The organism is Pseudomonas sp. KBW05, from assembly GCF_003852405.1.
GTDB lineage: Bacteria > Pseudomonadota > Gammaproteobacteria > Pseudomonadales > Pseudomonadaceae > Aquipseudomonas.
Genome location: NZ_QAJM01000014.1, coordinates 49,049 through 63,487, shown reverse-complemented (window position 1 = coordinate 63,487; position 14,439 = coordinate 49,049). Strand labels below are relative to the sequence as shown.

The following is a 14,439-nucleotide window of genomic DNA, read 5'->3' as shown; positions in this document are numbered from 1 at the left end:
AGCGCGGCGGCCTTAAAGCCGACCGGTATTGCTCGTGTCGTTCACCGCTTTTTTATGGGAGCTGGCTTGCCTGCGATGCAGACACCTCGGTCTGTCTGGCTGCCGCCAATTTGATGGGTTTGTGCAGAGGCTCATTGCATCAGGACACAAACCTGTACAAAAGTTGAATTATTGTCGAATTCGGCTAAATCAGCTCCAGGCCTTGAAATAGAGCCTTCCACCCAAAAAGCCAAGCCGTTCCCAACCCCCCGTTTTTGCGAAATGTGTCACAGGGCCATACATCCCCATGGCACTTTTATGTCTTTGTGGTGACCAAGCCTGCGAATGTAGGAAGTTTCACTCACAAGGATGCGAAATGTCTTTCGACGCTTTACCTAGAACAAAACCGTCTGTTTTGCTGCAGTCTTGCGTCGCCACCTGTTCCCTTGTCGGTTTCCTGACCAGCGCAGCGGCTTTGGCGGCTGAGCCGCAAGCGCCTGCCCAACAACTACTCCTGCAGCAACAACGTGAACGCGCCCAGCGCGAGCAGTTGGAGCAATCCCCTGACGTCCGTCTGGAAGCGCCGCTGGACAGCGCCGGCAACTTGCGTTTGCCGCGCAATGAAACGCCGTGCTTCAAGATCGACCGCGTTGTGCTCAGTGGCGACCAGGCCGAAGACTTCCAGTGGGCCCTGCGCGCCGCCAACCCGACAGACGATCCGGTGCAAGGCCGTTGTGTCGGTTCCGCCGGTATCAACCTGACGATGAAGCGCATTCAAAACGCGATCATCGCCAAGGGTTTCATCACTACTCGCGTCCTCGCCGAGGCCCAGGATTTGAACCAGGGCACGCTGTCGCTGGTGCTGGTGCCGGGTCGGATCAAGCACATCCGCTTTGCCGAAGGCACCTCCGCCCGCGCCAATTATTGGAACGCCATGCCCGCATCGCCTGGCGATGTGCTGAACCTGCGCGATATCGAGCAGGCGCTGGAGAACTTCAAGCGCGTGCCCACGGCCGAAGCCGACGTGCAGATCACCCCGGCCGAAGGCGCGGATGCGCAGCCGGGTGAAAGCGATGTGGTGATTGCCTGGAAGCAGGCGATTCCAGTGCGCGTCAGCCTGTCGGTGGATGACTCCGGCAGCAAGCAGACCGGCAAGTACCAAGGCAACGTCGCGCTGTCGCTGGACAACCTGGCGAGCCTCAACGATCTGTTCTACATCAGCTTCAACCATGATTTGGGCGGTGGCCAGAGTGGCGACCGTGGTTCCAAGGGCCATACCGTGCATTACTCGGTGCCCTACGACTATTGGCAGCTGAGCCTGACGTCCAGCGAGTACGACTACCACCAGACGATTGCCGGGGTGAACCAGGCGTATTCCTACAGTGGTCGCAGCCGGACCAATGAGGTGCAGCTGTCGCGGGTGATCTACCGCGATGCCGTGCGCAAGACCACCGTGTCGGTCGGCGGTTGGAGCCGCACGTCCAGCAACTACATCGAAGACACCGAAATCGAACTGCAACGCCGGCGCATGGCCGGTTGGCAGGCCGGGATCAACCACCGTGAATTCATCGGCGCCAGCACCCTCGACCTCGGCGTCGGCTATCGCCGTGGCACCGGCGCCCGTGATGCATTGCGCGCGCCTGAAGAGGAAAACGGCGAAGGCACCTCGCGCTCGCAGATCATTACCGCCAACGCCCAATTGCAGCTGCCGTTCACCCTGGCCGACCAGCGCCTGCGCTATATCGCCGGCTGGCGCGGGCAGTGGAACCGCACGCCGCTGATTCCCCAGGACCGCTTTTCGATTGGCGGGCGCTACACCGTGCGCGGTTTCGACGGCGAGCAGATCCTCTCGGCCGAACGCGGCTGGACCTTTAGCAACGACCTCGGCCTGAGCCTGGCCAACACCGGCCAGGAACTTTACCTGGGCGTGGACTATGGCGAAGTCGGCGGGCATTCCACCCAGTACCTCTCGGGCCGGCGCCTGGCCGGTGCGGTGGTGGGCCTGCGCGGCGGCTACAAGCAGTTTTCCTATGACATCTACACCGGCAAGCCCCTGGAAAAACCCAAGGGTTTCCAGACCGCCGACGTGACCAGTGGCTTCAGCGCCAACTGGTCATTTTGAAGGAGGCCAGCATGCACCACGACACCCTGGAGGTGCTCGCCCCCGAGCGGGCCGACAGCCCCATCGACGAAGCCCAGGTGCTGGGCTCGGCGGTGTGGCTGTGGATGCACTCGGCGGCTCATCGCGATGCACCGTTGCACAGCCTGTCGACGCTGTTGTTGCCGGCGATCAAGCGGCGCCAGTTCATCTTGATCAGCGAAGGCGGGCGGCCGGTGTTTTTCCTCTCGTGGCTCAACCTCAGTGCCGACGCCGAGGCGCGTTACCTGCGCACGCCGGCGGTGTGCCTGCCAGCGGAGGATTGGGACAGCGGCGAGCGCTTGTGGATCAACGACTGGGTCGCGCCGTTTGGCCACACCCAGCGTATCAGCAGCTTGCTGCGCCGCCGCTTGTGGCCCACCAAGGTGTTCCGCGCGCTGCACCACAAAGGCGAAGAGCGCGGCTTGCGCGTCTTGAATTTCCAGGGCATCGCCGTCCTGGACCTGGAGGCGCAAGCCTGGTTTGCCACTCACCCGTTACCCAGCGACGCGCTCTGATCAGCCACCGCGCAAAGGATCTGCATGAATAAGCATCTGTTTCGAGTTGTATTCAACAAGGCCCGCGGCCTGCTGATGGTGGTGGCCGAGAACGTCAAGAGCGCCTGCAAGGCCCCCGGCACCACGCGCGGCGTGTCCCAGGTAAGCCCGGTCACCGCAACCCTCACGCCGCTGCACTTTGCGTTGATGGTGGGCATGGGCTGGGTCACCCTGGTGGCGCCGGTGCAGGCCCAGGTCGTGGCCGATGGCTCGGCACCCGCAGGCCAGCGCCCGACCATCGGTGCCGCAGGCAATGGCGCGCCGGTGGTGGACATCACCCGCCCGAGCGACGCAGGCGTGTCGCGCAACACCTATTCGCAGTTCGACGTGGACAAGCGCGGGGTGATCCTCAATAACGCCGCGACCAACAGCCAGACCCAGCTGGCTGGCTGGATCGAAGGCAACCGTGCGCTGGCCAACGGCAGCGCGCGGGTGATTCTCAACGAAGTCAATTCGAGCAACCCGAGCCAGTTGCGCGGGTTTGTCGAAGTGGCCGGTTCCAAGGCCCAGGTGGTGATTGCCAACCCATCGGGCATTGCGTGCGAAGGTTGCGGCTTTATCAACGCCGACCGCGCCACGCTGACCACCGGGCGCGCACAGTTCGAGAACGGCCTGATCAGTGGCTATCAGGTCTCGGGCGGCAAGATCAGCATCGGTGGCGAAGGCATGGACACCAGCCGTGCCGACTACACCGAGATCATTGCGCGCACGGTCGAAGTGAACGCGGGCATCTGGTCCAAGGACCTGACCATCAAGGCCGGCACCACCGGTGCCGCGCCGGCTGATACGCCCGCCGTGGCCATCGACGTGGCGCAACTGGGCGGCATGTATGCCGGCAAGATCACCCTGGTGGGCAACGGCGCCGGCGTGGGCGTGCGCAACGCCGGGCAGATCGGCTCCAGCGCCGGTGAAGTGGTGATTGGCAGTGACGGGCGCATCGAAAACCGTGGCCAGATCAGCAGCGCCACCCAGCTGACGGCCACGGCTGACAAGGGCATCGACAACAGCGGCACGCTGTACGCTCAAGGCAATCTGGACCTCAAGAGCGCCGCAGATATCGACAACAAAGGCATTGCGTCCGCCCAGGGCGATGCCCGCCTGACCGCCAAGGGGGCGATTCGCAGCCACGCCGGTTCCGCACTCGCGGCGGGCGTCGACAGCGCCGGCAAGCTGGGTGACAGCGGTTCGCTGACCCTGACTTCGGCCGGCACGATCACGGCCAAGGGGCAGAACCTTGCGGCGCAAAAGCTCACCGCCAGCGCCGCGCAGGTTGACCTCAGTGACAGCCAGACCTCGGCCCAGACCGTCGCGTTGACCAGCACCGCTGGCAACCTGGACCTGCGCCGCAGCCGCGTCACCGCCAGCCAGGCGCTGACCGCCAACGCCAATCAGGCCTTGCTCAGCGATGCCGCCCAGGTCGGCGCGGCGCAGATCGGCGTCACGGCGCTGGACCTGTCCAACGTCGGCGGCAAATGGGTGCAGACCGGCACTGCCGGCATGCGTGTGAGCGTCACGCGCAACCTCGACAACAGCAGCGGCATCCTTGCCAGCGGCGGCGGCCTCGACGTCAGTGCCGACAGCCTGAACAACGGCGGCGGCCTGGTGCAGTCCGGTGCGCTTGGCGACTTGTCCGTCACCGCACGCCAACACCTGGCCAACCAAAACGGCAAGCTGGTGAGCGCCGCGCAGTTGACCCTCAACGGCGGCACCCTGGATAACAGCAACGGGCAGATCACCGCCGGCGGCGCGCTGGGAGTCACCGCCGCGCAATTGAACAACGCCAAGGGCACCGTCGCGGCGACGCAGACGCTGACGGTCAAGGCGGGCAGCGTATTGAACCAAGGCGGCACCCTCGGCTCGGTTGCGGGCGACCTGCTGCTCAACAGCGACGCAACGGCGCTCGACAACACCGGCGGCCGTCTGGAAGCCGCCAAGGCCTTGACCCTCAACGCCCAAGGCCTGAACAACAGCAGCGGGGTGATCACCGGCGCGCAGTTGTTGCTCAATACCCAGGGCCAGCAACTGAACAACGCCCAGGGCACCCTGAATGCCAGCGATACCCTGACCGTCGACAGCGGCGTGCTGAACAACGACGGCGGCATCGTGCAGGCCAAGTCGAGCCTGAAGATCGACACCCACGGCCAACAGCTGAGCAACCGCAATTCCGGCAGCACCGGTGGCATCCTCGGCCAGCGCGACGTCAGCGTGCGTGCGGGCCAGTTGCTCAACGACCAGGGTTTTATCGGCAGCGCCGCCACCCTCGACGTCAACGCCCAGCACCTGAGCAACCAGGCCGGCCTGTTGCGCGCCGACGGCTACCTGCTGTTGACCGCCGCCAGCGTGGACAACAGCAGCACCCAAGGCGCCAACCAGGGCATCAAGGGCCAGTCTGTCGCGCTGGACGTGGACAGCGTCAGCAACCGCAGCGGTTCGATCGTCTCCGATACGACGCTGAGCGTCACCGGCAGCGGCACCCTGGACAACGAACAGGGGATCATCTCGGCCGGCAGCACGCTGACCGTGGCTGACCGCGACCTCGCGCAAAAACGCCAGGCCATCAATAACGGCGCGGGCACCTTGATTGCCGGGCAATCGTTGCTGCTCGACAGCGCCAACTATGGCGGCAACGGCAAGGTCCTCAGCCTGGGTGACCTGACGTTCCGCCTGACCCAGGACTTCGTCAACAGCGGCCTGTTCCAGGCCAACGGCAACGTGTCGCTGGCCACCAGCGGGCGCCTGACCAACCTGGGCGCGCTGCAGGCCGGCAACCTGCTGCGCCTGGACGCCAACGTTGTCGACAACACCGCCAGCGGCGTGATCAGTGCACCCAAAGTGCAGGTCAACGCGGCGACGCAACTGGACAACCGTGGCCTGATCGACGGCGAGGCTACGCGCCTGACCACCGCGACCCTGAACAACCTCGGCACCGGGCGCATCTATGGCGATCTGCTCGCCCTCTCCGCCGGCACCCTGAACAACACCGTTGAAGGCGCATCCGCCGCGACGATTGCCGCACGCAACCGCCTGGATATCGGCGCGCAGGTCATCAACAACCGTGAACACGGCTTGATCTTCAGCACCGGCAACCTGCTGATCGGCGGCGCGCTGGATGCCAATGACCAGGCCACGGGCCAGGCGCAGGTGCTGAACAACGCCAGCGCCACCGTCGAAGCGCTGGGCAGCCTGAGCCTCAACGCCAAGCAGATCAACAACACCAACGAGCACTTCGCCACCCAGCAAGTGCAGGTGTCCACCCAGGCGTTGCAGGAGTACCTGCTGTCGGGTTCGACCAACCGCTACCTGCCGGGGCAGATCTCGCTGTACAACGATGAGGTCCTGCACCTGGTTACCCCGGAAGGCTACGGCACGCGCTGGCTCCGCTACGACTACAACCGCACCGTCACCGAGACGCAGATCGTCGCCTCGGATCCGGCGCAGATCCTCGCCGGTGGCAACATCAACCTGATTGCCGACCAGGTGTACAACGACAAGAGCCGGATCATCGCCGGCCAGGCGCTGAATGCCAGCGTCGGTTCGGTCATCAACACCGAATTGAGCGGCCAGAAAGTCACTTCCGACAGCGGCACGTTGGCCAGCTACTACCGTATCCAGCGCAAAGGCCGTGACCGCCAGGGCCTTAACGTCACGGCGTATACCCCGGCGCCGTTGATCGAGCAGATCTCGCTGAAACCGACGGTGTTTACCGAGTACGCGGCCATCAACGGCACGGGCACCCAGGTCGGCGCACTGGTCTTGGCCAAGGTCACCGACAGCGCGGCCGGCACCGGTGATCTGGCCGGTGCCGGGCGCACCTATGCGGTGAGCCCGATCAGCGAAGTGCAAGCACTGACCCAGCAGAACGCGGGCGGCGCGGTAGAGCAGATCCGCACCGGTGGCTTCAACCCCGACCTGCCCAACAGCAGCCTGTACCAGATCAACCCCAACAGCACCGCCGGTTACCTGGTGGAGACCGACCCGCGCTTCGCCAACTACGGCAAGTGGCTGTCGTCGGACTACATGCTCGAACGCCTGAACCTCGACCCGGCCGGTACCCAGCAGCGCCTCGGCGACGGCTTCTACGAGCAGAAGCTGATCCGCGAACAAGTCGCCCAACTCACCGGGCGCCGTTTTGTCGACGGCTATGCCAGTGACGAAGCGCAGTATCGCGGCATGATCGACAGCGCCGTGACCCTGGCCGATCAGTGGAAGCTGATCCCGGGCGTGGCGCTGACTGCCGCGCAAATGGCGCAGTTGACCAGCGATATCGTGTGGCTGGTGTCCAAGGACGTGACCCTGGCCAGCGGCGAAGTGCGCAAGGTGCTGGTGCCGCAGGTGTACGTACGGGTTCGCGAAGGTGACATCGACGGCTCCGGCGCGCTGATGGCCGGGCGTACCCTGAACCTCGACGTGCGCGGTGACCTGGTCAACAGCGGCAGTCTTTCCGGGCGCGATGGCGTGAACGTCAGTGTGCAGAACCTCAACAACCTCGGCGGGCGCATCCAGGGCAACGACGTGTCGTTGAATGCCAGCCAGGACCTGAACAACATCGGCGGCCTGATCAGCGCCAACAGTCGCCTGGCCCTGAATGCCGGCAACGACATCAACGTGCGCTCGATCACCACCGACAGCGAGAGCGCGCAGGGCACCCGCACGGCCTTGTCGCGGGTGGCGGGGCTGTATGTGTCGGCACCGGCGGCCAACCTGATTGCCACCGCCGGCAACAACATCAACCTGCAAGCGGCCCAGGTCAGCAACACCGGCGTCGGCGGCAAGACGGCGCTGGTGGCGGGCAACGACATCACCTTGAGCACGGTGAACGAGTCCTTCACCCAGTCCAACCAATGGGATGGCGACAACTGGCGCAAGGAAGCCGGGCGCAGCGAAGTCGGCAGTTCAGTGCAGGCCACGGGCGATATCCGCCTGGGTGCCGGGCGTGATGTGCAGGCACGCGGCGCGCTGGTCAACAGTGACGCCGGTGCCGTGGCCGTCAGCGCCAACCGCGATATCAACGTCGCGGCCAGCGAGCGCTTCAGCACGGCGGACGAGGCGCACAAGGTCAAGGGCAGCAACGGCATGTTCTCCAGCAAGACCACCACCACCCGCGACACGGTGGCCCAGACCACCGCGCAAGGCTCGACCTTCAGCGGCGAGCAGGCGGTGATGCAGGCCGGCAACAACATCACCATTACCGGCAGCAACGTGGTCTCGACCTCGGGCACGGCGCTGGTGGCGGGCAATGACATCAAGGTCTTGGCGGCCACCGAGACCCTCGACGAAAAACACACCAAGGACGTGAAGACCAGCGGCATGTTCAGCGGCGGCGGGATTGCCGTCACTATCGGCTCGCAGCAACAGACCAACAAGGACAGCAGCCAGCAGACCACGGCGGCGGCCAGCAGTATTGGTTCCACCGATGGCAACGTGTTGATCAGTTCGGGTGGCGAATACCGCCAAGTCGGCAGCAATGTCAGCGCACCGAAGGGCGATGTGTCGATTGACGCCTCCGAGGTGAATATCCTCGAAGCGCGCAACCTCAGTGCGCAGCAACAGGAGCAGCGCTTCAAGCAGACCGGCGTAAGCCTGACCCTGACCAACCCGATCGTCAACGCCGTGCAAACCGGCCAGCGAATGAACAAGGCCGCCGAGCGCACCGACGACAAACGCATGAAAACCCTGGCCGCGCTGAACACCGTGTGGGCCACCAACGAAGCGTATACCCAAGTGATGGCTGACCCGGCTGCAGCAGGCGGGATCAACTTGAGCATCGCCCTGGGCATGAACAAGAGCGAGAACAAAAGCGAGCAAACCTCCAACACCGCCGCCGGCTCGACGGTGGCGGCGGGGCACGATGTGTCGATTGTGGCCACCGGCGGCAAGCGCAATAACGACCTGACGGTGCAGGGCAGCCAGATCACTGCCGGCAACGATGCGTTGCTCAAGGCCGACGGCAATATCCTGCTGGCGGGTGCTGAGAACACCATCGAGCAACACAGCACCAACAAAAGCGTGAACGGCAGCCTGGGGATCGGCATCTCCTTTGGCAGCGAGAAGAACGGCCTGAGCTTCAACGCTTCGGCGTCCCAAAGCCGCGGCAATGCCGATGGCAACGACCTGGTCTGGAGCAATACCCATGTGACGGCGGGCAATCAGGCCACCCTGGTGTCCGGCAAGGACACCACCCTGCGCGGCGCGGTGGTCTCGGCCGACAAGGTCAAGGCCGACGTCGGCGGCGACTTGAATATCGAGAGCCTGCAAGACACCAGCAAATTTGCCTCCGAGCAGAAGAGCATGAGCGCCGGCATCAGCATCTGCATCCCGCCGGTCTGCGCGGGTGCCGCGACGGCCAGCTTCAGCTCCAGCAACACCAAGCAAAAGTCCAACTTTGCCAGCGTCATCGAGCAATCCGGCATTCGTGCTGGCGATGGCGGTTTCGACCTCAACGTGCGCGGCAACACCGACCTCAAGGGCGGCGTGATTTCCAGCACCGACAAGGCCATCGCCGACGGCAAGAACAGCCTGACCACCGGCACGCTGACCGTGGCCGACATCCACAACACCTCCGAAGCCAGCGTCAAGACTTCCGGGGTGGAGCTCAGTTCGGACATGCTCGACGGCAAGCTCGGCACGGCCAAGGCGCTGCTTGCCAACAGCCTCGCCAACGGTTCGGACTCCGACTCCGCCGCCAGCGACACCCGCAGCGCCATCAGCGCCGGCACCCTGGTCATCACCAATGCCGAGCGCCAGCGTGTGGTCGCCGGCATGAGCGTCGACCAGACGATTGCCACCCTCAACCGCAATACCGAGGCCGCCCACGCTGCCGTGGAGCGCCTGGACGTGGCGGAAATGGGGCGCAAGGTTGAGGCGGAGCAGGAGATCAAGCGAGAGTTCTATAACCAAGTGTCGATGTTGGCGGATGAGGCCTATCGCAAGATCTTCCTTGAGAAAGCGCGGGTGTATGAGGTGCTGAAGGGTGAGGATGGCAAGGCGTTGCGGGACGAGAATGACAAGGTTCGCTATCGCGAGTTGAGCGACGAAGAAAAGCAGCACCTCAAGCCGGGGCCGGACGGCAAGGTGCATATCGCCAACAACGGTATTTTCAACGACGCCGACGGTGCGGCCAGGTATGCCGATCAGCACAGTTCGGCGGACACCGGTCCGCAGTACCTGATCCACTTTGAGAAGGCCAATAACTTCACGTCCGAGATAATGATCGCGGCGTACCAGAAAAACCTTGAGAACGATTTCTGGGGGCTGTCCAACGCGACTGTGCAGACCAAGGAATACATGGTCCAGTTCGGCCAGAGTGGGCTGCATATCGACGGGCATAGCCGGGGCACAATGACCACGGGCAATGCCATGGAATCATTGGCCCGTGATCCGGCAAATGTTGGCGTGTTAGGCGATACGTCGATGAACTTTTTCGGGGCCGCGTACGGCGTGCAAAAAGCCGATACGTTGTTGGGAGTCTTGCAGAACCGCTCGGCGGTCAGCTCTGAGTCGCAGCGCGAAGCGCTGACGTTGGCTTACCAGAATCATAATTACGATCCCGTGGCTCGGTCGCTGGGCGTAGGTTTTAACCCCGGGACCGGCGGTACGATCCCGAAGGGCAGTAACCCGCTGTGGGAGTGGGTCAAGGTGTTTTTTGCCGATGAAAGTGTCCATAACTGCTATCTCAGCGCCTCAGCGGGATGTGCTAAATATTGGGAGGGTTCCAAAGAAGGACGATCAGAGTTCGTCAAAGTCAAACCTCAACCTTAAGGAATGCAAGCATGTTCAAACGTGCACTACTGTTCGGCCTGGGCATGCTGATTGTCGCTGGCTGCACGCCGTTTCAACCGCCGCCTCCGGATTACACCAAGTGGTACAAGGAGGGTGTATCCCAAGCCGGCATCAAGAGTGCGATGCGTGCGTGCGGGTATACCAATATTGATGGGGCGGGAGACAGGTCGCCAATCGATGTGAGACTGACAAATTTCTATTGCATGAAAGACTCAGGCTTCAAGCGCAAGGATAACGTGGACATGTGCAAGCTCGGCCGCATCGGCGAATCACCGGTATGCGAAGGCCGCCGCTAATCCATCACCCAAAGGACACACGCAATGAACACTTTACGCAATGGACTGTACGGCGCCGCACTGGCGCTGGCGGCAACCACCCTGGGCGGTTGCGCCTCGTCGGCGGCGATCACCGGCGAGCCCGGGGTGAACATGGGTGACAGTTATCAGAAGGTCCTTGCCGTGGTCAGCCGCAACAACACCGTGACCAAACAGGTCGATGGCCAGGGCTTCCGGGCCGAGGGGTATTCGCCGATGTTCAAGGACTGCCGCGCCAAGTACTTCCTGTTCCAGGGCGCCGATGGCTTGCAGCGCGTGAGCTATGAGCCGGCGCCGAACTTGTCGGTCAACCAGAACTGCCGCCAGCCCTGACGCCCGTCCGTTAAGGATGAACACTCAACCTGTGGCGAGGGAGCTTGCTCCCGCTGGAGTGCGAAGCGCTCCCATGCTTTTTGGGTCTGCTGCGCAGCCCAGCGGGAGCAAGCTCCCTCGCCACAGGTTCAGCGTTTTCATGGAGTACTTATGCCGATGAGACTGTTGCCTGTTATCCCCGCCGTGCTGCTGTTGGCGCTTGGCGGTTGCGGTCAGGTGGCGAACATCCGTTCGCTGTCCACCGGCTACGTGCCGCCGCAAAGCGGTGAAACCGCCCGCGTGCGCCTGGTCACCGATGGCCTGGTGCGTGCCGTGCCGGGGCGTGATTGCCTGGACTGGAGTGTGCCCGGCGCAGGCGTGATGGCATCGGTCAAAGCCGGATTCCCGGATCACAACGGCGCCAGCCTCGGCATGCCCGGGCCGATCTATTCGTGGGCGGGCGCGGTCACGTCGGAGCTGGAGGTGCCGGCCAACAAGCCCATCGCATTTCACTACCTGGGGCGGCTGCAATACCCTCGCCAGTGCGCCAAGACCATGACGTTCGTGCCCAAGCCCGGGCGCGATTACATGGTGCAGGCGTCGATGTCGGCGGATTGTTCGTTCCTGCTCGACGAGTTGCCGGTGGATGGCAAGCAATGGCAGCGGATCGAACCGACACCGGTGAGCAAGGTCCCGATGTGCAACGCGATGGATAATTTCTGACCGGCGCAATTAATTTGCGTCACCATGGCTTTTTTTCCGCCGGCAAAGGTCCACATCCTTCATGCACCTTTGCAACCAGGAGTAAGCCCGCTATGACCAGCCCCAAGGCACTGTTGATCCTCCACGGCAAGCAAGCCCTCAACGAGGACGTGCGCGCGGCCGTGCAGGCCCGGCGTGAGCAGGGCTGGGAGCTGGCGGTACGGGTCACATGGGAGGGCGGCGACGCCAAGCGCCTGGTCCATGAAGCTCTCGACGCCGGCTACACGCATCTGATCGCCGGTGGCGGTGACGGCACTTTGCGTGATGTGGCCGAGGCGATGGCGCAGGCCAAGACCGACGCCAGCCTGGTGCTGATGCCCCTGGGCACCGCCAATGACTTCGCCCGCGCCGCTGGTGTGCCGCTGGAACCAGCCCAGGCGCTGGCGCTGCTGGAGGTGCCGCCGACGGCTATCGACCTGGGCCAGGCCGGTGGGCAGATCTTCCTCAACATGGCCACCGGCGGCTTCGGCAGCCAGGTCACGGCCAACACCTCTGAAGACTTGAAGAAAGTCCTCGGTGGCGCGGCCTACCTGTTTACCGGCTTGACCCGCTTCAGTGAGTTGAAGGCCGCTTACGGTGAGTTGGAAGGGCCGGGCTTCCACTGGAAGGGCGACCTGCTCGCACTGGGCATCGGCAACGGGCGCCAGGCGGGCGGCGGGCATGTGCTGTGCCCGGGCGCGGTGGTGGATGATGGTTTGCTCGACATCAGCATCCTGCCGGCACCCCAGGAAGTGGTCGGCACCTTGCTGACGCTGATGAGCGACGGCGGGCTGGACAACATCTTTGTGCGCGCGCGTTTGCCGTGGGTCGAGATCAAGGTCGCCGACGGGTTGTATATCAATCTGGATGGCGAGCCGCTAAAGGGTGATGACTTGCGTTTTGTCGCCTTGCCCAAGGCTTTGCGTGTGCACCTTCCGGTGGGTTCGCCGCTAGTCGTCGAGGCTGATGATCTGCTCGCGCACCGCGAATAACACCAGGCCCGCCACGTCGAAAATCTGCAGGCGCTTCATGATCTGCGACCGGTGCGCTTCCACGGTCTTGATGCTCAGGCCGAGGCCGTGGGCGATTTCCCGGGTGGACTTGCCGCGCACGATCAAGCGCAGGATCTCCAGTTGGCGCGCCGTGAGGTTGTGGCTGTGGACCACGGGGGAGGCTGGGGCCTGATTACGCACCAGTGCCTGGTTGATCACCGTGTGGGCAATCGCCGGGCTCAGGTAGCGTTCGTTGTTGCGCAACGCCAACAGGGCGTGTTCCAGCTCGCTGGCGCTGGTGTCCTTGAGCAGGTAGCCGTGGGCGCCGGACTCCAGGGCGCGCATGATCAGTTCCGGGTCGGTGTGCATCGACAGGATCAACACCTTGCTCTTGGGATGGGCGCTCTTGAGTTGCTGCAAGGCGTCGAGGCCACCGGTGTGTTTCATCGACAGGTCCAGCAGCACGATATCCGGTTGCAGGGCATTGAATTGCGCGAGCAACTGCGCGCCGTCGCTGGCTTCGCCGACCACCGCGTAGCCGGGAATATCGAGGATCAGCGCGCGCACCCCGGCCCTGATCAGCGCGTGATCATCCACCAGCAATAAATTACAGGTCACTCGAGCACCTTAGGCGCACTGGCCCGTTCGAGGGCGCGGGGCGCCCAGGGGAAAAGCGCGTCGATCCGCGTGCCTTTGCCCGGATGGCTGACAACGGACAGGGAGCCGCCCAGTTGATCGATGCGCTCGGCCATGCCGGCCATGCCCCGTTGGCCTTCGCGGCCGGGGTCGAGGGCGGGTGAAAAGCCTTGGCCGTCGTCGTAGATCGTCAGCGACAGCCCTTCGGGCAGGCGTTGCAGGCGCACCACCAGGTTGTGTGCCTGGGCGTGGCGTTGCATGTTGGTTACCGCTTCCTGGGTGATGCGGAACGCCGCCACGGCCATTTCCTCGGGGATGCCGGTCAGCCGTTGCTGGCATTCCAGGCTCCAGTGCGTGGGGCTGTTTTCCAGGGTCTTGAGCAAGTGCGCGCGCAGGCTCGCTTCCAGGCCCAGGCTGCTCAGTTGGCGCGGGTTGAGGATGGCAGAGACATCGCGCACCTTGGCCAGGGTTTCACTCAGGGTGTTGCCGAGCACCGAGCATTGGCCTTGCAGCTCCTGGGGCAAGCGGCGCTGCAGCCATTCGCTTTGCAATTTGGCGGCGGTGAGCAATTGGCCGATATCGTCGTGCAGTTCCCGGCTCAGGCGGTGGCGTTCGTTTTCCTGGACTTGCAGCAGGCGGTCAGCCAGTTCCTGGGGTTGGAACTTGATGGATTTGCGTGAAACCCATTGTTGCAGCGCAACCACGCCCAGCGTGCCCAGGTTGAGGATCAACAGCAGCAGAGGCACCGGCGCGGCAAGGACGTAGGCCCACAGGCTGACCAGCAGCGAACACAGGCACAGCGCGAGAATGATTCGGCGTGCATGGCTGCGGGAGATGGATTTGACGAGGAGTGACCTGAGGCTGGCGTACATAGCGGATGCTTTTCACGTTGTATGCATCATGAAGTTGAGTCACTTCGAGGGCGGCATGGTAACACTTTGATTACCGCTGGTCGCCAGACGTCAATCGCGCAGTTTCCCTGTTCGGGGAAG

Annotated in this window: 9 protein-coding genes; 7 read left to right on the top strand and 2 right to left on the bottom strand. The window is 63.6% G+C overall.

The genetic code is table 11. The annotated features are described in order from the left end of the window. Window positions 1-394 precede the first annotated feature (394 nt). The 7 genes from DBR46_RS12805 (at window position 395) to yegS (ending at window position 12,811) form a co-directional block, all read left to right on the top strand. Window positions 395-2,101: a ShlB/FhaC/HecB family hemolysin secretion/activation protein gene (locus DBR46_RS12805; protein WP_124526492.1), complete on the top strand. Its 1,707-nt coding sequence runs from the start codon at window positions 395-397 to the stop codon at window positions 2,099-2,101. Between the two features lie 11 nt (window positions 2,102-2,112). Further along, on the top strand, window positions 2,113-2,634 hold the full coding sequence (locus DBR46_RS12800) for a toxin-activating lysine-acyltransferase (RefSeq protein ID WP_124526491.1): 522 nt from the start codon (window positions 2,113-2,115) through the stop codon (window positions 2,632-2,634). A 24-nt stretch (window positions 2,635-2,658) separates the two neighbouring features. Next, entirely contained in the window at window positions 2,659-10,431 is a 7,773-nt protein-coding gene (locus tag DBR46_RS12795) for a hemagglutinin repeat-containing protein (protein WP_124526490.1), read from the top strand. Window positions 10,432-10,442: 11 nt separating this feature from the next. Further along, entirely contained in the window at window positions 10,443-10,748 is a 306-nt protein-coding gene (locus tag DBR46_RS12790; protein ID WP_124526489.1) for a hypothetical protein, read from the top strand. 24 nt (window positions 10,749-10,772) lie between these two features. Continuing rightward, on the top strand, window positions 10,773-11,099 hold the full coding sequence (locus DBR46_RS12785) for a hypothetical protein (RefSeq protein WP_124526488.1): 327 nt from the start codon (window positions 10,773-10,775) through the stop codon (window positions 11,097-11,099). A 156-nt stretch (window positions 11,100-11,255) separates the two neighbouring features. Then, a complete protein-coding gene (locus DBR46_RS12780; protein WP_124526722.1) occupies window positions 11,256-11,801 on the top strand; it encodes a hypothetical protein in 546 nt (181 codons plus the stop codon). Between the two features lie 92 nt (window positions 11,802-11,893). Then, window positions 11,894-12,811 (top strand): lipid kinase YegS, encoded by a 918-nt coding sequence (gene yegS, locus DBR46_RS12775; RefSeq protein ID WP_124526487.1) that lies wholly within the window; start codon window positions 11,894-11,896, stop codon window positions 12,809-12,811. Here the strand turns inward: yegS and DBR46_RS12770 are convergent. Both DBR46_RS12770 and DBR46_RS12765 read right to left on the bottom strand, forming a co-directional pair. Further along, complete coding sequence (locus DBR46_RS12770; protein WP_124526486.1) at window positions 12,770-13,429, bottom strand: response regulator transcription factor; 660 nt, start codon at window positions 13,427-13,429, stop codon at window positions 12,770-12,772. The two genes, yegS and DBR46_RS12770, sit on opposite strands and share 42 nt — an antisense overlap. Further along, window positions 13,426-14,319 carry a sensor histidine kinase gene (locus DBR46_RS12765; protein WP_124526485.1) on the bottom strand — a complete coding sequence of 298 codons (894 nt, stop codon included), beginning with the start codon at window positions 14,317-14,319 and terminating at the stop codon, window positions 13,426-13,428. The genes DBR46_RS12770 and DBR46_RS12765 overlap by 4 nt, the downstream gene beginning before the upstream one ends. Window positions 14,320-14,439: the final 120 nt, after the last annotated feature.